This is a genomic window from Photobacterium sp. R1 (genome assembly GCF_054600795.1).
Genome location: NZ_BAAHZP010000016.1, coordinates 23334 through 44857, shown reverse-complemented (window position 1 = coordinate 44857; position 21524 = coordinate 23334). Strand labels below are relative to the sequence as shown.

The 21524-nt window shown below is 47.4% G+C and carries 16 protein-coding genes; 9 read left to right on the top strand and 7 right to left on the bottom strand.

What is annotated here, in order from left to right; all coding sequences use genetic code 11:
- Positions 1-295: 295 nt before the first annotated feature.
- The 4 genes from ACYP03_RS20415 to ACYP03_RS20400 all read left to right on the top strand — a co-directional run bounded on the left by ACYP03_RS20415 (position 296) and on the right by ACYP03_RS20400 (position 10819).
- Positions 296-6397, top strand: a complete 6102-nt coding sequence (locus ACYP03_RS20415) for an FG-GAP-like repeat-containing protein (protein WP_459781922.1) — start codon at positions 296-298, stop codon at positions 6395-6397.
- Between the two features lie 676 nt (positions 6398-7073).
- Positions 7074-9029 (top strand): PTS mannitol transporter subunit IICBA, encoded by a 1956-nt coding sequence (locus ACYP03_RS20410; protein WP_459781921.1) that lies wholly within the window; start codon positions 7074-7076, stop codon positions 9027-9029.
- Between the two features lie 57 nt (positions 9030-9086).
- The gene (locus ACYP03_RS20405; protein ID WP_459781920.1) at positions 9087-10235 is read left to right on the top strand and encodes a mannitol-1-phosphate 5-dehydrogenase; all 1149 of its coding nucleotides are present in this window, start codon (positions 9087-9089) and stop codon (positions 10233-10235) included.
- Between the two features lie 53 nt (positions 10236-10288).
- Positions 10289-10819, top strand: coding sequence for an MltR family transcriptional regulator (locus tag ACYP03_RS20400; protein ID WP_248144345.1), 531 nt, complete (start codon positions 10289-10291; stop codon positions 10817-10819).
- Positions 10820-10896: 77 nt separating this feature from the next.
- Here the strand turns inward: ACYP03_RS20400 and ACYP03_RS20395 are convergent, their stop codons facing one another.
- The 4 genes from ACYP03_RS20395 to zntR form a co-directional block, all read right to left on the bottom strand.
- Positions 10897-11598: a hypothetical protein gene (locus tag ACYP03_RS20395; protein WP_459781919.1), complete on the bottom strand. Its 702-nt coding sequence runs from the start codon at positions 11596-11598 to the stop codon at positions 10897-10899.
- A gap of 111 nt (positions 11599-11709) precedes the next feature.
- Positions 11710-12405 (bottom strand): hypothetical protein, encoded by a 696-nt coding sequence (locus tag ACYP03_RS20390; RefSeq protein WP_459781918.1) that lies wholly within the window; start codon positions 12403-12405, stop codon positions 11710-11712.
- Between the two features lie 486 nt (positions 12406-12891).
- On the bottom strand, positions 12892-13173 hold the full coding sequence (ppnP, locus tag ACYP03_RS20385) for a pyrimidine/purine nucleoside phosphorylase (RefSeq protein WP_330961745.1): 282 nt from the start codon (positions 13171-13173) through the stop codon (positions 12892-12894).
- A 92-nt stretch (positions 13174-13265) separates the two neighbouring features.
- A complete protein-coding gene (zntR, locus tag ACYP03_RS20380) occupies positions 13266-13682 on the bottom strand; it encodes a Zn(2+)-responsive transcriptional regulator (RefSeq protein WP_459781917.1) in 417 nt (138 codons plus the stop codon).
- A gap of 217 nt (positions 13683-13899) precedes the next feature.
- On the opposite strand from zntR, the gene purH reads away from it, so the two are divergent.
- Both purH and purD read left to right on the top strand, forming a co-directional pair.
- On the top strand, positions 13900-15510 hold the full coding sequence (gene purH, locus ACYP03_RS20375; RefSeq protein ID WP_459781916.1) for a bifunctional phosphoribosylaminoimidazolecarboxamide formyltransferase/IMP cyclohydrolase: 1611 nt from the start codon (positions 13900-13902) through the stop codon (positions 15508-15510).
- A gap of 96 nt (positions 15511-15606) precedes the next feature.
- A complete protein-coding gene (gene purD / locus ACYP03_RS20370; RefSeq protein WP_459781915.1) occupies positions 15607-16905 on the top strand; it encodes a phosphoribosylamine--glycine ligase in 1299 nt (432 codons plus the stop codon).
- A 66-nt stretch (positions 16906-16971) separates the two neighbouring features.
- On the opposite strand, the gene ACYP03_RS20365 is transcribed toward purD, so the two are convergent.
- Positions 16972-17643, bottom strand: coding sequence for a DUF1481 domain-containing protein (locus tag ACYP03_RS20365; RefSeq protein WP_248144351.1), 672 nt, complete (start codon positions 17641-17643; stop codon positions 16972-16974).
- Between the two features lie 43 nt (positions 17644-17686).
- Entirely contained in the window at positions 17687-17959 is a 273-nt protein-coding gene (hupA, locus tag ACYP03_RS20360) for a nucleoid-associated protein HU-alpha (protein ID WP_248144352.1), read from the bottom strand.
- Between the two features lie 227 nt (positions 17960-18186).
- On the opposite strand from hupA, the gene ACYP03_RS20355 reads away from it, so the two are divergent.
- Positions 18187-19251 carry a hemolysin family protein gene (locus tag ACYP03_RS20355; RefSeq protein WP_330961755.1) on the top strand — a complete coding sequence of 355 codons (1065 nt, stop codon included), beginning with the start codon at positions 18187-18189 and terminating at the stop codon, positions 19249-19251.
- A 57-nt stretch (positions 19252-19308) separates the two neighbouring features.
- Here ACYP03_RS20355 and ACYP03_RS20350 read toward each other — a convergent pair whose 3' ends face one another.
- A complete protein-coding gene (locus tag ACYP03_RS20350) occupies positions 19309-19896 on the bottom strand; it encodes a YjaG family protein (protein WP_248144353.1) in 588 nt (195 codons plus the stop codon).
- 68 nt (positions 19897-19964) lie between these two features.
- Between ACYP03_RS20350 and ACYP03_RS20345 the strand changes: the two genes are divergently transcribed.
- Together ACYP03_RS20345 and ACYP03_RS20340 are read left to right on the top strand one after the other, a co-directional pair.
- Positions 19965-20876, top strand: coding sequence for a D-2-hydroxyacid dehydrogenase (locus ACYP03_RS20345; protein WP_459781914.1), 912 nt, complete (start codon positions 19965-19967; stop codon positions 20874-20876).
- 8 nt (positions 20877-20884) lie between these two features.
- Positions 20885-21484, top strand: a complete 600-nt coding sequence (locus ACYP03_RS20340) for a uracil-DNA glycosylase family protein (RefSeq protein WP_330961749.1) — start codon at positions 20885-20887, stop codon at positions 21482-21484.
- The last annotated feature ends 40 nt before the right edge of the window (positions 21485-21524 follow it).

Genomic DNA, 21524 nt, shown 5'->3' with positions numbered 1-21524 from the left:
TCCCCCGTTTTTTAATATTAAAAATGGGGGATCCTTCTTTTAAACTGTACAACATCACTTCCCCCCTTCTCTAACAAGTCAGACGTATTTTTCAAACAATTTCAATAATTGAAATTGCTGCGAAAAGTAGTTTCTGTTGATTTCAATTTGAATTCCCCTCCGGCACGCTTGTCCAGATATTGATCGATATGTTTGAATCGAACTCATACGCAAAAACACACATCTATTGCTTTGAAAGGAAAGTATATTTTCATTAATATATGCAACTTGATTTTCAAATGAGAGATGCATAACAGTGAAAATAAATCAACTAACATTCTTGATAACCGGGATTACGCTTTTAAGCGTTAGCTCATTATCGCAAGCATCCAGCTGGCCTGGAGTACAACGTTCAAACTATGGTATTGATTTATCAGGTCAAGCAGATGTGGACCAAAATGGTGCAGCCAACTACAGGCTCGCATTAGAATTGCCTCCTGGCATTAAAGGGCATGCTCCAGACTTAGCATTGCACTACAACAGCCAGAGCAAAGATGGCATCTTTGGTGCAGGATGGTCTCTTTCTGGCCTATCATCAATTAGCAGATGCCCATCAAATAACTACCTTGACGGTTACATTGATATTGTAGATTTCGATGAAAAAGATAAGTTTTGTCTGGATGGTGAACGGCTCATTATCGTAGATGAAAGCACGGCAAACCAAACCGAATACAGGACGGCCCGAGAAAGCTATAGAAAAGTTATTGCTTTAGGTCCAAAAAATAATCCATCAATGTTCCAGGTATGGAACCCTGATGGCTTTAAAAGTGAATACACATCTAATGTAAAAACTGCAAATAAAAGAAAAAACATTAGTTGGTCACTGATGTCTACTAGCGATAAAGCTGGCAACGAAATTCATTACGAATATAAAACTGATCCTTCTTCTGGTGAGAGCATAATAAGCGAAATCTCATATAACTCTAATCATATAAAATTTAACTACGAGAATAAGATACATAAAATTAGCTCTTATGTTCATGGAAACAAAACATCCCTAAATCATAGAATTGATGAAATAACAATCTCTCAAATAGAAGAGCCCATCAGGAATTATAAATTTAAATACCAATCTGGTAATGATATTTTACAAAAAATTACGACTGCTAACAGTGGGTGTAAAGATGAAACATGTGAGGTTAGCATTGACCTTAAGTGGAAATATCAACCAATGGGGAATTTTTCTGCTGCAAAACACTTAATTCGTAGTTTTGGAAAAGATGCTGAAGGATGGAATAATAAAGACCACATTCGTTTAACTTCAGATATAGATGGTGATGGTCGTACTGACATTATTGGTTTTTCCAATAATGGTGTTCAAGTCTCTTTTTCCGAAGGTAATACATATAGTTCACCAAGACAATTAATCAATTATTTTGGTAAAGATGCTGGAAAATGGAGTAATTCAGACCATATTAGAACTGTCGCAGATGTTAATGGCGATGGCTTAACAGATATCATTGGATTTTCTAATAGTGGTGTGCAAGTATCATTTTCTCAAGGACGAAGCTTTAGTTCACCACGCAATTTGCTAAAAGCATTCGGTAAAGATACAGGCTGGACAGTTAAAGACCATCCCAGAATAATGGCGGATGTCAATGGAGATGGTAAAGCTGATATTGTCGGATTCGGTAATAATGGCGTCTATGTTTCATTTTCTACAGGAAACTCTTTTTCTACGCCTAAACATATGCTTCGAGCATTTGGAAAAGATACTGGCGGATGGAGTACTAATGATCATATAAGAACGATGGCTGACATCAATGGAGATGGCAGAGCGGATATTGTAGGATTTTCTAATAGTGGTGTAGAAGTTTCATTATCTCAAGGAAACTCATTTTCTGCTCCCAAAAGATTACTTAACACTTTTGGAAAAAATGATGGTTGGAAGAACTATGATCACCCTCGATTTTTGGCTGATGCAAATGGAGATGGCAAGGCTGATATCATAGGATTTTCCCATAATGGTGTCATTGTATCTTTCTCTAAGGGTGATGGGTTTACTGCACCTAAACGCTTAATTAATAGTTTCGGAAATGGTGTAGGCGGGTGGAATACTAGTGATCACCCCAGAACAGTCGCTGATGTGAATGGTGATGGCCGAGCCGATATCATTGGGTTTGCAAATGATGGTGTAAATATTTCTTTTTCTCTCGGTGAAACTTTCACAGCACCAAAGCGAGTAATTAATAGCTTTGGTAAATATAGTGGAGGATGGAGTACAAAAGATCATCTTAGGATGTTAGCAGATACTGATGGAGATGGTACTGCAGATATTATCGGCTTTGGAAATGCTGGCGTATATATATCTAATTCAACAAGCGCATCTCCATTATTATTGTCTGTGACTTCTTCACTTGGAAATGTTGTAACATTCGATTATTCACCACTTACAGATAATAATGTATACAAAAAATTAAATAGTGAACAGTATCCTATATCAGAAGTACAAGCTCCAATCTATGTTGTAAAATCATTACACAGAAGCTCCCAAAATAGTAAGACCCATAGCTCAAGTTATTATTATCATGGATTTCGTGTTCACAAACTCGGAGCGGGTAGCCTAGGTTTTTCTAAAATACAAAATTGGGATCAATCAAACAATCTGATAACTACGACAACTTACAGTCAAAATACAGAAGACTTATTACAAGGAGCCCTAGTAAAAAGAGAAATCTGTATATTTGATGGAAGAGGAAAAATTAGCTTTGATTACTGTGATGAAAATCCAAGTACTCTACTGGAACAAACAGTCAATCAATGGAAAGTTTATAAACCCACTGGTATTCCAGAGCCGATTGAACGATTTAAACGCTCTATTTCTTTTACAAGTGCTCCAGTATTAAAACCAGCACAACGCTATATTCAGCATCTGATTAAATCTACCACTAAGAAGTGGGATTTGAATGGGGAATTGATATCAACACAAGTATATGAATCTGAATTTGAACCAGATTATGGTCAATTAATACGCAAAACTATTGAAACTCAAGACCACATTAACCAACGTTGGCACAAAGAAATCACTTCTAATAGTTATGTTCCTGTTACATCAGAAATACAGGACCGCTGGTTAATAAATCTTATTGAACATCAATCTACCTTCATCTCAGGCAGCCATCTTAAAAGTACAGAAAATACAGTACGTTATGAATACAATGAATTGGGCCTCCTCACGAAGGAAGTTCGTGAAGAGGGTGAGCCTGAACAGTTTGCAACATCCTATAGTGATTTTGATCGTGGTTTAGCCCAGACAGTAACTGAATCTTGGCAGAGGCTGCCTAACGATGGTCTTCCATCAAACTCTAGGACAACTCAATTATCATATGATGCTTTTGGATTTATTAAATCAAGAACAAATGCTGTTGGATACCAAACCAACTATCAATATGATCCTCGTTCAGGCTTGCTCCTCAATTCAACAGATACCAATGGTAGGCAAGTAAATAATTTCTATGATGACTGGGGAAGGCTCATCGGTGAAAGGCTTTCTGATGGTAGCTGGAAAACCACAACATATAAACAAAGCCATGATCAAGAAGTTGCTTATCGTATCCTAGCCCAAAGAAGTGATGCACCGACTGTAGAACATTATATTGACGCTTTACATCGTGAAGTTCGCCGAGATGTTTCCTTATTTGGAGGAGAGAAATCAATTTCTGTCAAAAAATATGATTCTCTTGGACGGTTAATTTTTGAATCTGCACCAGATTATCATGTTTCATATGAAGGAACTTCATTTGAATATGATTTGCTTAATAGAGTGAAACAGATAACACGTGCTGATAATTCAAAAACCACTTATTTCTATGAACCATTAACGATGACATCGGTGAACGCCAAAGGCCAAAAAGCGATCACTCGTTCTAATGCATGGGGATGGAATATAGAAAAATCAGATGATAATAATAACACCACAGCTTATCGATATGATGGACGTGGGAATATTATTGAAACAATTGATCCTAACGGCAATAAAATCATTGTCGATTACGATCGCTTTGATAGAAAAACATCCATTCATGATCCAAATACTGGATCTAATTCCTATACATTAAATGGGTTAGGATTAATTTCAAAAAGTGTGAATGGCAATAACCAAAGTATTATTTTTGAGTATGATTTACTTGGTCGTCAAACATACCGAAACATTGAAGATGTTAAAAGAAAAGCTGGAAACATTGAGACTATTTGGAAATACAGTGAGAGTCATGGCGATACTGGACTATTAGAGTCCATTACACAAGACAATTACATTGAAAGGTATTCATATGACGCACAAGGAAGAATGTCATCAAAGAAAATCAACATTGGAAACAATGAATTCAATTACCAATGGTCCTACGATAATAATGGTCGTGTCGAAGAAAAAGTTCTACCAAACGATCTTAGCGTCCAATATATATATGATCAATTTGGATATTTAACAACAATTAAAAACTCTACCGAGAGAACTCCATATTGGGAGTTACTGTCAATGGATACAAGAGGAAACATCACTTCAACTCAGCTGGGTGGTGGAATCACGACAACAAAATATTTTGATTCGATCACTGGAAATCTAACCAACATTTCAAGTAATAACTTGATTGGAAAAACAATTCAATCCGTTAACTATGAATATGATGAGATTGGAAATGTTACACAAAAATCATGGTCACAGTTTAACAAGTCATTCATAGAAAATTTCGAATATGACAGTTTAAATAGATTAATTTCATCATCTGGTGTGAGCAATCAAGATTTGAAATATGATGCTTTAGGAAATATCACCTATAAATCAGATGTTGGCACTTATCAATATAACTCTTCTCGTCCACATGCTGTAAGCTCAATTAGCGGCATAAGGAGCGCTGAATACTTATATGATAACGCGGGTAACCAAATTGAAGGTGATGGAAGAACTATCACATATAGCGCTTTCAATAAACCTCTAACAATTTCAAACAAAGAAGGAACAACTACTTTTGAATATGGTCCATCATTAGAAAGAACAATCAGGAATGATGTAAATAAAAACCGAACTACCTATTATGTTGATCGCGATTATGAGCAAGTAAATGAAAATGGGAAAATTACTCATCGATACTTTATTGCTGACCAAGTAATAGTTGAAAAAGATAGCGAAGGTTCCGCTAAAAACAAATACCTTTTTAAAGACCATCTTAACTCAGTTCTCCTTATAACAGATCAATTGGGAGAAATAGAGTATCAAACTAGCTATGATGCTTGGGGTAAATCACGAATTCTTCCAGGACAAGAAGATTATGAGCTCAGCCAAAACTCATACTCAGATGGATTAACAGGAAGACTTGGGTTTTCCAGTCATGAAAATCTAACGGAATCTAACTTAGTGCATATGACAGGGAGACTGTACGACCCTGTCATTGGGCGATTCCTAAATCCTGATCCTATTGTTCAAGATGATATTGGGGGCGGACAAGGTTTCAACCGATACAGTTATGTTCAAAATAACCCATTAAAATACACTGATCCTTCAGGTTATTCCATCAGTGGCTTTTTCAAGAAAACAGGAAAGTTCATTGATAAATATTGGAAAGTCGGTGTTGCAATTGCCGCTTCAGTTTTCACTTATGGCTATGCCTCGGGTTGGGCGGCTGGATTCCTAAGTTCACAAGTTGCAATCGGTGCAACTGGCGGAGCTGCTGCAGGATTTGTATCTGGTGCAATTCTCAGTGGAACATGGGAAGGTGCATTCCAGGGAGCGTTAGCTGGCATGATTACTGGCGGATTCAGCAAATTAACAGGAAGCTGGAAAGTAGATTCACTTGGCACCTTTGCAAAAAGAATTGGGACTTCTGCAGTAGGTGGATGTGCTAGTGCTGCTGCCGTAGGCGGTAGATGCTCTCAAGGAGCCAGACTTGCTGGTATTGGTGAGGCTTTTCGGGCTGGAATTGAATGGTTTACAGGCTATGAACCAACAACGAAGCGTGCAACACAAGGCGCTTTAAACAAAACGAACAGCTCAACAAGCGGGTATTCAGGCCCTGCACATAATCCTAAACTTGATATTTGCAGCTCGGATTTCAGTAAATGTGGGCCACTTTTCAATCAGGTCGGAGAAGCCAATAGCAGCCATTTCCTTATGGGAGAAAAAGGTGCATTTATGAGTTTTCTATCAACAAAGGTACCTGGCTTCAACTCAGGTGCGGTTCTTCATGATGTCTTTGTTGGCACGGTCCAAAGATCGCTGGGCATTTGGAGTAACCCTGGTCTGGTTTCTGGAATTGTTACAAACCAAGTTTCTATTATTCCAGTAATTGCCTTTAACTATGCTGCATTACACCAAATGGTACAATTACAAGCCTACCAATATGAGCAGCTAATGAAAAAGTAGTACGCTGATCTACAGATGTGTTTAGCCCCATAAAATTAGGGCCTTAGATGAAGCCAGCAGCTAACCCCTGCTGGCTTTTACTTTGATATATTTGCCTGACTGGTGCTGCCATTCGCTTCTCCATCTTCATAGAAGATGACAACCTGACTTGAAATTTTCCCCATTGCCAAACTCTAAGACAGTCTAGAGTTTTTACATATTCCGGTTCACTTGTTAAGCCATCCACTTGCTTCAGACAGCACATATCGTAATTTTATTACAATCTCATCAGCCAGTACTTTGCCATTATTTATTTCGCCCTTCAAACAAAAACCCAGCAGTGATCCACATCACTCTAGATTCGCTCAACCCATCCAGAAAATACTAATTGTGTGATTCTTATCACCAAAAGTTTAAATGGCAAACAGTCAGTAATTGAGGCGCTGATCACCTAAAATTAATTTGACAATTTTAAAACTCAAGTAATGTAAGGGAATTACAGCGACGGAATGATGCTGGGATCACAATAATTTGGTGGGGATTGGCTAAGAAAGGAGACGGGAGTCACGAAACCCCCGTCATCAGTTTGGTTTTCAGGATCTGTGGTAGATTGATTGGGTACGAAGCAATCGACGGTTTTGGCGAACCGTTATCCACACAACAGAACTTAAAACTGAACATCAAACGGGGAAAGGTCATGATATCACCAGACACCAAGATCAAGATACAGAATTTTGGTCGCTTCCTCTCCAACATGGTAATGCCCAATATTGGTGCATTCATCGCTTGGGGGTTTATCACCGCACTGTTTATTCCGACCGGCTGGCTGCCAAATGAGACGCTCGCCAAGCTGGTTGGCCCGATGATCACCTACCTGCTGCCGCTGCTGATTGGTTATACCGGCGGTAAACTGGTTGGTAGCGACCGGGGCGCTGTCGTCGGTGCCGTCACCACGATGGGTGTGATTGTCGGTACCGATATTCCTATGTTCATGGGGGCCATGATTGTCGGCCCGATGGGCGGCTGGGCCATTAAGCACTTTGATAAAGCCGTGGAAGGCAAAATCAAAAGCGGCTTCGAAATGCTGGTCAATAACTTCTCCGCCGGCATCATTGGTATGATCTGTGCCATTATTGCCTTCTTCCTGATCGGCCCTTTCGTGAAGATTCTCTCCGGTGGCCTGGCAGCAGGTGTGAACTTCCTGGTGGATGCAGGATTGTTACCCCTGACCTCAATTTTCGTTGAACCGGCGAAGATCCTCTTCCTGAATAATGCGATTAACCACGGCATTTTCTCGCCGCTGGGAATCCAGCAATCCAATGAAGTCGGCCAGTCCATCTTCTTCCTGATTGAGGCCAACCCGGGTCCTGGGCTTGGTATTTTACTGGCGTACATCATGTTCGGTCGCGGCACGGCAAAACAAACCGCCGGGGGTGCTGCCATCATTCACTTCTTCGGTGGGATCCACGAGATTTACTTCCCGTATATTCTGATGAACCCGCGCCTGATCCTGGCCGCCATAGCTGGCGGGATGACAGGGGTTTTCACCCTGACCCTGTTCCACGCAGGTCTGGTTTCTCCCGCTTCACCGGGCTCAATCTTTGCTGTCATGCTGATGGCGCCGAAGTCTTCCATGGTCGGTGTCCTGTGCTCCATTGCAGCAGCGGCAAGCGTGTCCTTCCTGGTTGCGTCACTCCTGCTGAAAACCCAGAAAGTGACCGACGAAGATGATGGTACCTCGCTGGAAGCAGCCAGTGAAAAAATGAAGGCCATGAAATCCGGTAAATCCTCTGAAGGCAAGGCCACGGTCAATGCAAAACAGTCTTCCGGGGCAGAACTTAGCCAAGTGCGCCGTATGATTGTGGCCTGTGATGCCGGCATGGGGTCGAGTGCCATGGGTGCCGGTCTGCTGCGCAAAAAAGTGAATGAAGCCAGACTGAATATTGAGGTCACCAATAGTGCCATCAATAACCTGCCGGATGATGTCGATGTAGTGATCACACACCGGGATCTGACGGAACGTGCCCGCAAGCACGCTCCGCATGCCTGTCATATTTCACTGACCAACTTCCTGGACGGTCAGGTTTATAACGATCTGATCACCCGGATTATCGCCGCCAGCAGTCCGGATGCCGCCAATGACCCGACACTGGTCAAGCTGACCCCGGTGGCAGCTAACGATGATTCACTGACACCGCAGCCACCCTCAGTGTTCCAGATCCAGGCCGACAATATTCATCTGGGACTGAGAGCTACAAATAAGGAAGAAGCCATCCGCTTCGCCGGTGAACAACTGGTGAAACTGGGCTATGCCGAACCAGATTACGTGAATGCCATGTTCGACCGTGAAGCCCTGGTCCCCACTTATCTCGGCGAGTCCATTGCGGTGCCGCACGGCACGGTCGAGGCCAAGGACCGTGTGATCAAAACCGGCATCGTCATTTGCCAGTATCCGGACGGCGTCCTGTTTACCGAAGACGAAGATGACATCGCCCATCTGGTGATCGGCATCGCCGCCAAAAATGATGAACATATTCAAGTGATTACAACCATCACCAATGCACTGGATGATCCTGAGGCCATTGAACGCCTCAAACGGACGCAGGACGTGCAAGAAGTGCTGAGCATTCTTGCCAGCGAAGAAGCAGCCTGAGGCAGTGTCTTTCGAGGCCGGGCTTGCCGGCCTCTCTCATTGAAGGTAGGAATCATCATGAAAGCAGTTCATTTTGGCGCTGGCAATATCGGCCGCGGATTCATCGGTAAAGTTCTGGCAGATGCACAGGTTAATGTTACTTTTGCCGACGTCAACGAGCCACTCATCGATCAGCTCAGCCATGCGCAGTCTTATACCGTCAAAGTGGTAGGCAACGACTGCCATCTTGATACGGTCAGTCATATCACAGCCGTGAATGCCGCAGGGCCGGATGTCATCGATCAAATTGTCCAGACAGATTTGATCACCACAGCCGTCGGCCCGGCGGTACTGGATAAGATCGCCAGAACCATTGCCGAAGGGCTGACCAAGCGGTTTGCTTCGGGCAACCAGCAGCCCCTGAATATCATCGCCTGTGAAAACATGGTCCGGGGCACCACTCACCTGAAAGCCGAAGTCTACAAACATTTGTCGCCGGCGGATCAGGCTCTGGCAGATGACTACGTGGGTTTTGTTGACTCTGCTGTCGATCGCATCGTCCCGCCCGCGGATGCCGCCAACGACGATCCGCTGGAAGTCACCGTCGAAAGTTTCAGCGAGTGGATTGTCGACCAGCAACAGTTTAAAGGCGACATTCCTGCCATCGCTGGCATGGAAACCACCAACGATCTGATGGCATTTGTTGAACGGAAGTTGTTTACACTCAACACAGGTCATATCATGACGGCGTATCTGGGCGCTTTGCGCGGTTATGAAACCATCCGGGATGCCATTGAGGATAACGATATTCGTGCTCAGGTCAGAAATGCCATGCGCGAAAGCGGTGAAGTGCTGATCCGCCGCTACGGCTTCGACCGGGACCAGCACAATGCCTATATCGAAAAAATCCTGACCCGTTTTGCCAATCCCTTCCTGCGTGATGAGATTGACCGGGTCGGCCGACAGCCCATCCGTAAACTGGGCAGTAACGACCGGCTAATTAAACCATTACTGGGAACGATTGAATACGGAACCCCCAACCAAACCCTGATCACCGGGATTGCGGCGGCACTGAAGTACGTCAATCCCAGCGATTCGCAGGCGGTCGAGTTACAAAACACATTGAGAGAAAAAGGGGTATGCCAGACACTGGCTCAATACACCGGACTGGATGCTGGCAGCGATGCGGCCCGCCGTATTGAACAGTGCTATCAGGCCTTATCCTGAAAATATACGGGGAGTGCACTCCCCGTTTTTTGCAGCAAAGAGAACTTTTATCCATGCCACCATGTGAACACGAAGCAGACATCATTGAGCGACTGAACGAAGCCAACACAGTTCGCGGCTTTTTCATTGCCACTGTTGAGATTCTGGAGGAAGCAGTGGACAGACTGATCCAACGGATTTTCCGGAAAGATGACTTTGCGGTGAAGTCCGTGGTGGAGCCTTTGCTGCACGATTCTGGCCCACTCGGAGAACTGACGGTTCGTCTGAAACTACTGTATGGACTGGGCGTCATTGCGCAGCCTGTTTATCAGGATATAGAACGCTGTCTTCGGATCAGAGACATGCTCAACCGGGACGGCTCTGAATACAGCTTTACGGACCCTAAAATCATCAAAGAGATTAAAGCGCTGCATCAGGCGAATGTGATGGGCGTGGCTCAGCTCGACATGGCCCCCATCTCAGAAGACATTGATCTCAGTTTCTATCAGATGCAAATGGCCCGGCAGGAACAGGTGGTGAAATCTACCCTGGCACTGGCCATTTCAGGGATTGCGACTGAGCTGAATAAAGACAGCCCGTTTTAATCCACGGTCTGTCTCTGCCTGAATTCATCTTCTGTCAAAGGCTGCAAGCACTCACCACTCAAGCCCAAGCAATTGGGTCAGGATAAAACATCATCTACCTGCTGATACCCATCAGCGAATTCAAGAATCGCTGCCAGGACAACGTCAGCCTCTTCAGGGAGACAGTTCATTTCTCGATAAAAAGCAAATGATGACACGTCTGCATTCACTTTAATCCACCTCTTGGTTGGATCGACAGCAACTTTACCTTTTTCATAGAATAAAATTGAGAACTCCTCTTTCTTCTTTTCAAAACCGGTAAAATTAAAAGCCATCAGTGCCATCCCACCGGCCCCAACAAAAGCAAACGGCCCCAAAATAAAGACAGAAAGGATACAAACGACAATACCAAAACGGGCTAGTTTTCGCACAGCACGATATGCGGATTCTGGAATATCTTCAAGTCGCGTATAACGGATCCCAACTTCGGTTAATTGATAGTGATAAATCGCTGGCGCACATGCCAAATAATGTAAAAAGGCCCAAGCCACCCATCCTACCCCAAAACAAAGCAAAAATTTCAGAATATTCAAAAGACTGCCAGGCTCATAACTTGCAATAAAAAACACCCCTCCAAAAACAGAGCTGAGGAAAATATTAAAACCTTGATGAAACTTTTCCGGCGTGACTCTCGTGGTCCATTCAAATAATACAGGTGCATCTTTCAGCTGCTCTTTCATTGCTTTCACTTGTTCGTCACTGATTTCAACAATGTTCCTGTGTTCTTGTGTTTCACTCATTGAGGGGCCCTTAAAATGGATGATTCATGTCCAATCCGTACATGACAACAAGATTTCTGATTACAATGAAAGAAAATCCCATATTGCATCGTCCTTTTATCTGTCAGATATCTAAATTTCATCCACCAGCTGATACCCATCAGCGAATTCAAGAATCGCCGCTAGGACAACTTCAGATTCTTCAGGATGACAGTTCACTTCATGGTAAAAGGCAAACGATGATACATCCGCCCTCATCTTAATCCACCTCTTTGTTGGATGAAGAGCGACTTTACCTTTTTCATAAAATAAAGCAGTAAATTCCTCTTCCCTCTTTTCAAAACCGGTAAAATTAAAAGCCATCAGTGCCATCCCTCCGGCCCCTATAAAAGCAAACGGCCCCAAAATAAAGACAGAAAGGATACAGACGACAATGCCAACACGAGCAAGTTTTCGCACAGCACTGTATGCGGATTCAGGAATATCTTCGAGTTGGGTGTAGCGAATCCCGAGCGCGGTTAATTGATAGTGATAAACCCAAGGCGAACAAGCAAAGTTCTTTAAAAAGATCCACCATCCCCAGCCTAAACTAAAACAGAGAAAAAGTTTTGGTAAAAACCAGTAACTGCCAGGTTCATAACTGGCAGCAAAGAATATCCCACCAAAGAGAACACTGATCAGAATATAAAAACCTTGTCGAAATTTATCGATTGTGACTATTGCTGTCCATTCAAACAATACAGGCGCGTCTTTCAGCTTCGCTTTCATTGCTTTCACTTGTTCGTCACTAATTTCAACAATGTTCCTGTGTTCTTGTGTTTCACTCATTGAGGGGCCCTTAAAACAGATGACTCATTTTTTCAAAATTCACGCATATATATTTACTTTAAAATACATCAATGAATGTTTTTTTACTTATTTATTCTCAACAGCAGATTGATTATTCACATTCAGTTCGACATCAGCATTCAGACATTTATAACAAAATTATAAACTGTTGGGGGTTATTCCAGGTTAGATGTCCTTTGATTGATATATTTAAATGGGAGGATAATCACTTTCATTGATGGAACATGATTTTATTTTTGAAGTCAGTTCCAAGAGGCACATTAAACGGATAATACAAAACAAGCTCTAATCAATTTATCAAATGAGATCTCATTTAAAAACCCAGAGCCACACTGAGTGCAAAGCTTGATTAAAGAGCGAGCTTCAATACATCAAAATAGGGAGAAGAGAGTGGGATACGCACAATGGATTCAATACTGACAGCACCGGATCGGTATGGATCCGACCCGGTCTGATTGAACTAGCTTACAAATAATCACACAAATAAGCGGTGGTTTCTTCAATGCGAACATCGAAAGCGGCATCACCTGGTACTTCAAAGTCATCACCGGCGTTGTAGGTTTCCCACTCAACATGGCCCGGCAGCTTCACGGTAATCGTCCCTTTCACAATCGTCATACGCTCAGGCGCCGCGGTTGAGAAAGTGTAATTGCCAGGCAGCATCACGCCAACACTGCTGCGCGCACCCTGCGCTTCAAAGCCAATTGACTTTACATTTCCATCAAAATATTCGTTCGTATTCAGCATGATATTCCTTATCCTGAAAAAGCTGGATGCCTCACGCTACCACAGTTCATGAGGGGCGCATACCTCTTTCTTTATGTCCGGAAAACGGCGGCTCAGTGGGGTTCATCCGCCAGGGCTTCGAGGATCGAACAATGGCTGGCATCATCGTCTGCTTCCCCGCAACAGGCATCATTAATCTTCTTCAGAGCGCGTCGAATCCGCTGCAGTTCTGCCAATTTGGCATCGATATCATCAAGTTTGGCCTGAGTAATCGCTTTCACCTCAGCACAGCTGTGCTGATCGGCTTCCAGACGGATGGTCAGCAGTTCTCGAATTTCCTCAAGACTGAGCCCGACCGCCTTTGCACGCAAAATAAAACGGACACGAGATAAGTCTTCCTCATGGTACAGACGGTATCCGCCTTCACTGCGCTCCCTGGGCACCAGCAAGCCGTTTTTTTCATAAAATCGCAGGGTGTCACTGCTGACGTCGCACAATTTAGCCAGCTGTCCAATCAAATACCTAGCCATTGGGTTTCAAAGCTCCTCTCCTCCTGCCATTGCAGACACATCGTTCCAGACAAAAAACGCCCAAGGCAAACGTTTGCGCAACGCAGGGAATCATGTAAAATACGCGCCATCACTCAATCCTGTCCACTCTGCCGGATGAGGCTATTTGCCAAAGGCAACCGTACGTTTCTGGTCAGCTTTTGGCAAATAATTCACCGCAATCAAAGAGATGGTAGCAATGGAAAACGCTCGTCCTATTCGCCGTGCTCTGATCAGCGTATCAGACAAAACGGGAATTGTTGAATTCGCACAAGCTCTTGCCAACCGTGGCGTCGATATTCTGTCCACCGGTGGGACTGCCCGCCTCCTGGCTGACCAGGGCATTCAGGTTACTGAAGTTTCCGACTACACCGGCTTCCCTGAAATGATGGATGGCCGCGTGAAGACCCTGCACCCGAAAGTACACGGTGGCGTCCTGGGGCGTCGTGGTCAGGATGATGCAATCATGGCTGAGCATGGCATTGCACCGATTGATATGGTGGTGGTGAACCTGTATCCGTTCGCGGCAACCGTCGCCAAACCAGGCTGTACGCTGGAAGATGCGATCGAGAACATCGATATCGGCGGCCCGACGATGGTACGCAGCGCAGCGAAAAACCACAAAGACGTCACCATTGTGGTCAATGCACACGACTACGACCGCGTGCTGGCGGAGATGGCCGACAACGACGGCTCTCTGACCCATGCCACCCGTTTTGATCTGGCCATTGCCGCATTTGAACACACCGCTGCTTACGATGGCATGATCGCCAACTACTTTGGCACCATGGTCCCTTCATATGGGGACCCTGCTCTTCATCAACAAGCGCAAGAAGGCGACGAGGCATCGAAATTCCCGCGCACCTTCAACCAGCAGTTCATCAAAAAACAAGACATGCGTTATGGCGAAAACAGCCATCAGGATGCCGCGTTCTATGTGGAAGCCCAGCCTGAGGAAGCCTCTGTGGCAACCGCACGCCAGCTGCAAGGCAAAGCGTTGTCTTACAACAATATCGCGGATACCGATGCCGCACTGGAATGCGTGAAAGAATTCGACCAGCCGGCCTGTGTCATCGTCAAACACGCTAACCCTTGTGGTGTTGCACTGGGTGCAACCCTGCTGGAAGCTTATGACCGCGCCTACAAGACCGACCCGACGTCAGCCTTCGGTGGTATTATTGCATTCAACGGCGAACTGGATGCCGAAACGGCAAAAGCCATTATCGACCGCCAGTTCGTGGAAGTGATTATTGCCCCGAGTGTCAGTGCAGAAGCGGTCGAAGTGGTCTCTGCCAAACAGAACGTCCGTCTGCTGGCATGTGGTCAGTGGCACAGCAAAACGACTGGGTTCGACGTCAAACGCGTAAATGGCGGTCTGCTGGTTCAGGACCGTGATCAGGGGATGGTGACTCAGAGCGATCTGAAAGTCGTTTCCAAACGCCAGCCGACCGAAGAAGAACTGCGTGATGCGCTGTTCTGCTGGAAAGTCGCCAAATACGTCAAGTCCAACGCGATTGTGTACGCCAAAGGCAATATGACCATTGGTGTCGGTGCCGGCCAGATGAGCCGCGTATATTCTGCGAAAATTGCGGGCATCAAAGCCGCGGATGAAAATCTGGAAGTGGCTGGCAGTGTGATGGCGTCGGATGCCTTCTTCCCGTTCCGCGATGGCATTGATGCCGCCGCTGAAGCTGGGATCACCTGCGTGATTCAGCCGGGCGGTTCGATGCGCGACGAAGAAGTCATTGCGGCTGCCGATGAACACGGCATGGCGATGGTCTTCACGGGCATGCGTCATTTCCGTCACTAACATTTCCCGAAGGCGTCCATTCGGCGCCTTCCTGCGTATTTCAGCCTCTGATCTAATCAGGGGCTTTCCTCCATCTCACGAGGTAAAGGACTGAGCATGAAAATTCTTGTGATTGGTAACGGCGGCCGCGAGCACGCGCTGGGTTGGAAAGCGGCACAGTCTGCACAGGTCGAAAAAGTCTTCGTTGCACCGGGCAACGCTGGTACCGCACTGGAGCCAAAACTGGAAAATGTTGCGATTGGTGTTGAGGATGTCCCGGCACTGGTGGCATTTGCCAAAGAAAATGAAATCGCGCTGACCATCGTCGGTCCGGAAGCGCCGCTGGTGATCGGTGTCGTTGATGCCTTCCGCGAGGCCGGTTTGCCGATCTTCGGTCCGACACAGGCTGCAGCGCAGCTGGAAGGCTCCAAAGCCTTCACCAAAGACTTTCTGGCCCGTCATCAGATCCCGACCGCGGAATATCAGAACTTCACCGAAATTGGACCCGCGCTGGCCTACCTGCAAGAAAAAGGCGCCCCGATTGTCGTGAAAGCCGACGGTCTGGCTGCCGGGAAAGGCGTGATTGTCGCCATGACCCTGGAAGAAGCGGAAGCCGCAGTACGTGACATGCTGGCCGGCAATGCATTCGGCGAAGCGGGTCACCGTGTGGTCATCGAAGAATTTCTGGATGGCGAGGAAGCCAGCTTTATCGTCATGGTTGACGGCAAAAACATCCTGCCGATGGCCACCAGTCAGGACCACAAACGCGTCGGCAACGGCGACACCGGCCCGAACACCGGTGGTATGGGAGCATATTCTCCGGCACCGGTTGTGACTCCTGACATCCACCAGCGTGTGATGGATGAAGTGATCAAACCAACCGTTGAAGGCATGGCCGCGGAAGGAAACCCATATACCGGTTTTCTGTATGCCGGTCTGATGATCATGGCCGACGGTACCCCGAAAGTCATTGAGTACAATTGCCGTTTCGGCGATCCGGAAACCCAGCCAATCATGCTGCGCCTGCAATCCGATCTGGTTGAACTGTGCCTGGCTGCAGTGGACGGTAAACTGAATACCGTTGATTCCCTGTGGGACCCGCGTGCCGCCATTGGCGTCGTGCTGGCCGCCGGCGGTTACCCGGCTGCCTACAACAAAGGGGACGTGATTTCCGGCCTGCCTGAGCAGGATGGCGATGCCGAGAAAATCTTCCATGCCGGCACGGCCAGCAAAGACGGCCAGGTTGTAACAAACGGCGGTCGTGTGCTTTGTGCCACTGCAATGGGGACAACCGTCTCTGAAGCCCAGCAACGCGCTTATGCCCTGGCGAAACAAGTCAGCTGGGATGGTGTTTTCTACCGCGATGACATTGGTTACCGTGCCATTGCCCGTGAGCAGCAATCATCCAATGGCTGATGACACAGTCGGATAAAGATAAGGCGCCTGACGGCGCCTTTGTTTCATTCGGGTGTGTTCTCACGCTCAGGAAGCATCCAGTAAAACCGGCTTTGTCAGACACTGTTGGGAAGAAACACGACTCAGCAACACCGCATCTGCGGTCAGCTTGCCACGGCCATCAGACTTCGCCACCATCGCAACATAACCGGGTTTTACCGGGATATGCTGCCAGTCCACCTTGTGCTCAGAGTGATCGCTGCAACGGATAAAACGCTGTCCGTCCCATACCCCTTGCATCAGCTCCAGACCGTCACGGGACTGTGCCTTCACCACAGCAATCGCCTGTTCAGCCTGCTGGCTGAGCTGATGAAGCTGCGTATCCGACAGCGGAAAAACACTCTCTCCCACCTTGTAACGCTGGAAAACCGCCTCGCCGTGCTGATCATAACGCACATGCAGCTCAAACGGCTGCAGCGCATCATCTTTCAGCGCCGTTCCTGTACGCTTCAGCTCACGCAGTTGTCCTTCCCGCCAGCGGTATTCAGTCTGGTATTCACCATACTCACCCATCCATACACGTTCAGATAAAAATTCAGGTCTGGACTGACGGATCCCGGCCCAGTACAGAGACGATGCGTCACCGGCGACCTGGCCGCCACTCAGGCGTTCTAACGAAGAAAGTGCATGGGGTGTCATGAGCGTACTGCCACAGGCAGTGAGGAGGAGAGAAATAAAAATCAGGCAGGTTCGTTTCATAAAAGAAAAACTCCGCCGAGAAGGATCGTCGACGGAGTTGAGATTATTTTACAGAATCTTTCAGCGCTTTACCGGCTACGAAAGCTGGTACGTTTGCCGCTGCGATCTGGATCTCTTTACCCGTCTGTGGGTTACGGCCAGTGCGTGCAGCGCGGTGGTTTACTTTAAATGTACCAAAGCCAATAAGTTGAACCTGGTCACCGGATTTCAGTGCTTCGGTGATGCCGCTCAGGGTAGATTCCAGCGCGTCTTTCGCTTGCGCTTTAGTCAGATCCGCTTGTTCAGCAATCAGTTCAATCAGTTGGGTCTTGTTCATTCGGTTTCCCTTCTAAGGTTTTTTCTTCAGACGCATCCACTCTAATTCAAAAGAAGCCCATGTGGCAAAGGTTTGTCTGTCTTCCTGTGGTCAGCTGCGGGCTCTTTAACCATAAACTGAGCGCAAGTTCACAAATTGTTACTATCCTGAAGAATGTGCTGGTTGCTTTTGCTCCGTACAACACCAATAAATGGGGTGATTTTTCCGATGAGAGCTGTCTAAACCGCATGATACTTCTGACCCTTTACATCGCGATTGCGATTGGTATTTCATTTATCTGTTCCGTCCTTGAAGCCGTTTTGCTGAGCATTTCCCCCAGTTATGTCGGCACTTTGCGTCAGCAGTCCCACCCGATGGCTGACAAACTGACAGAGCTGAAAGACAACATCGACCGGCCGCTGGCATCCATTCTGACCCTGAACACCATCGCCCATACCATTGGTGCTGCAACGGCGGGTGCTCAGGCTGCGGTGGTTTTCGGCAGCCAATGGCTGGGCGTCTTCTCCGCTGCACTGACAGTCGGCATTCTGCTGCTGTCTGAAATCATTCCGAAAACCATTGGAGCCACCTACTGGCGCCAGCTGGCGCCGCTGACCGCCCGGGTACTGAGTGTCATGGTCTGGCTGTTACGGCCATTTGTCTGGGTCTCCGAGCAGATCACCCGCCGCTTGTCGCAGGGCCACCAGCCCCCAAAACTGCGAGATGAACTGTCGGCTATGGCGATGCTGGCCAAAGAATCCGGTGAACTGGCCGAAGGCGAGTCAAAAATCATGCATAACCTGCTGCAGTTCTGTGATGTCAGCGTCACCAAAATCATGACGCCCCGTCCGGTACTGTTTCGGGTCGAGGATAATCTGACCATCAATGAGTTTCTGGCCACAGCCAAAGACAGCCCGTTCTCACGCCCGCTGATTTACCGGGGCAGCAAGGACAATATCCTGGGGTTTGTTCACCGGCTGGAACTGTTTGCCGAGAGCCAGAGCGGCCGGGGCAACATCCTCCTCAGCGAGATGATGCGTCCGCTGCCGGTCGTGATGAATATTGATACCGTCCCGGTTGCCTTTGAGAAGCTGATGAAGGCAAGGGCCCAGCTGGCATTGGTTGTGGATGAATATGGGACGGTGATGGGTCTGGTCACGCTGGAAGACGTCTTTGAGAGCCTGGTCGGCGAGGAAATTGTCGATGAAGCCGACATCAGCACCAGCATGCAGCAGCTCGCTTTCCAGCGCTGGGAACGCTGGAAGAAAAAACACAATGTCATCGAAAACCGCGACGAGGACGATACCCCGTAAAGAAAAACGGCAGGATGTTACTCCTGCCGTTCCTTCAAATGCTGTGCATGACTCACATCAGAGCGCAATGCCAATGTTACTGACACAAGCCTCACGCAGCTCTCTGCGCAAATCTTTAATCAGTTCAATATCCCGGCTTTCCGCATCTTTGAGCGCACGGAAAATCGCCCACTGGACATCCCACTCTTCACAGACGGCCTGATTTTCCTTCTGATTCTCGTTGGTAATCGCTTCACCTGTCTGCGCTTCTTCCAGATTTACTACCGTCTCAACCGACAGTGAACTGATGCTCAGCGCAATCTCAGGGATCTGATCACGATCCAGCAGCGCATGCAGTACGTCAGACAGAGCGACGCAGGCATCAATGGCCGGACTGACGGCATACAAATCATAGTCGTCCGCCGCCGGGACCATTTCTTCCAGTTTCTCCAGCTGGCGCTCGAAATTGATCTTGGCATTTTTTACCGTCAAAATTTCCCAGACACTGTCGAGAATTAAACGGTAAGGCTGAGGGTCGGCAAACCCGGTCTCACGGCAGAAGAACGCATAGTTCGGATACATCCGCTCACACAGCGATGCCATAAATGTAAGATATTGCCAGGATTCAAATTTTTCTAAGCGAAGCTGAATTGGATTTTTAAGCATGGGATAATCTGTCTGAAAGCGTTGGTTGAATTTTACTTGATAAGCTGCCTGTGCAAAAGGAAAAAGCCATGCATCAACTCTGTATTATCTCCCGGCGGTACGAGCTGTACCGTCAACTCATCGAAAACGCCGCACTGCCGGAACTGGCACTGACAGACAATCCGGCGGAAGCGACCCTGGTTCTGGCCGATCCGCCGCTGCTGACAGGCCAACTGGAAGAATTTTCAAACCTGCACTGGGTGCAGTCAACGTATGCCGGGATTGACACCCTCATCCGCCCCGGATTACGGAAAGATTACACCCTGACCAATATCCGTGGTCTCTTCGGCCAGCTGATCAGTGAGTATGTCCTGGGTCTCCTCTTCAGCCACCAGCGGCATTTTGCCAGGTATCATGAGCAACAACAGCAAGGGATATGGCGGCAGCATCACTACAACTCCCTGGCTGGTAAAACCATGGTGATCCTGGGCACCGGCACCATCGGCCAGCACCTGGCCCAATCAGCCCGGGCACTCGGTATGACGATTTATGGTGTGAACCGCTCCGGTGAGACCCCGAATAACAGCTTTGCCCGGGTCTTCCCGATCGAACAGCTGACCGGGGTATTACCGCAGGCTGATATCGTGGTTTCCATTCTGCCCGCCACAGAACTGAGCAATGATGTACTCAACGCAGAGAGTCTGAGCCACTGCCGGGATGTATTGCTGTTCAATGTCGGCCGCGGCAATGCCGTCTGCGAACCGGGCCTGATTCAGGCGCTGGAAAGTGGTGCCGTGGCACACGCTTTTCTGGATGTCTTTAAGCAGGAGCCACTGCCTGCAACGCATCCGTTCTGGCAGCATCCGCGTATCACGGTTACACCACATATTGCTGCCGAGAGCTTCCCGGAACAGGTGATGGAGATATTCAAAACCAACTACCTGCGCTATGTTGAAGGAAAGCCACTGCAATTTCAGATTGATTTTGAGCGGGGTTATTAAACCTGCCGATGAAAACAAATCCAGCCCCGAACGCCTTGCCCGCGTTATTACATCAGATCCGTCAGTGTACGCTGTGTCAGGCCCACTTGCCGCTCGGACCGCGGCCGGTCATTCAGGCCAGCAGTGAAGCACGGCTGATGATTGTCGGTCAGGCGCCGGGCACTCGGGTGCATGACACAGGAATTCCCTGGAATGATCCAAGCGGTGACCGGCTACGCCGCTGGCTCGAACTCGACAGGGAGACCTTCTATGATCCCAGCCGCATCGCCATCATGCCCATGGGACTGTGCTATCCGGGAAAAGGCAAAAGCGGCGATCTGCCGCCCAGACCTGAATGCGCCCCTCAGTGGCACGGCCAGGTCTGGCCCTTACTGCCCAATATCGGAATGACGCTGCTGGTCGGGCAGTACGCGCAGAACTATTATCTGCCCGACAAACCCAAAACCCTGACCGAGACGGTCCGGGCCTGGCGGCAATGGGCACCGACTTACCTGCCGCTGCCTCATCCTTCGCCCCGCAATACGCTGTGGCTGAAGAAAAACCCCTGGTTTGAAGCCGAAGTTGTGCCTTACATCCGGGACTATGTCCACCAGCATCTGGGCTTATAACGCATACAAAAAGCGAGCCATCGGGCTCGCTTTTCACTGC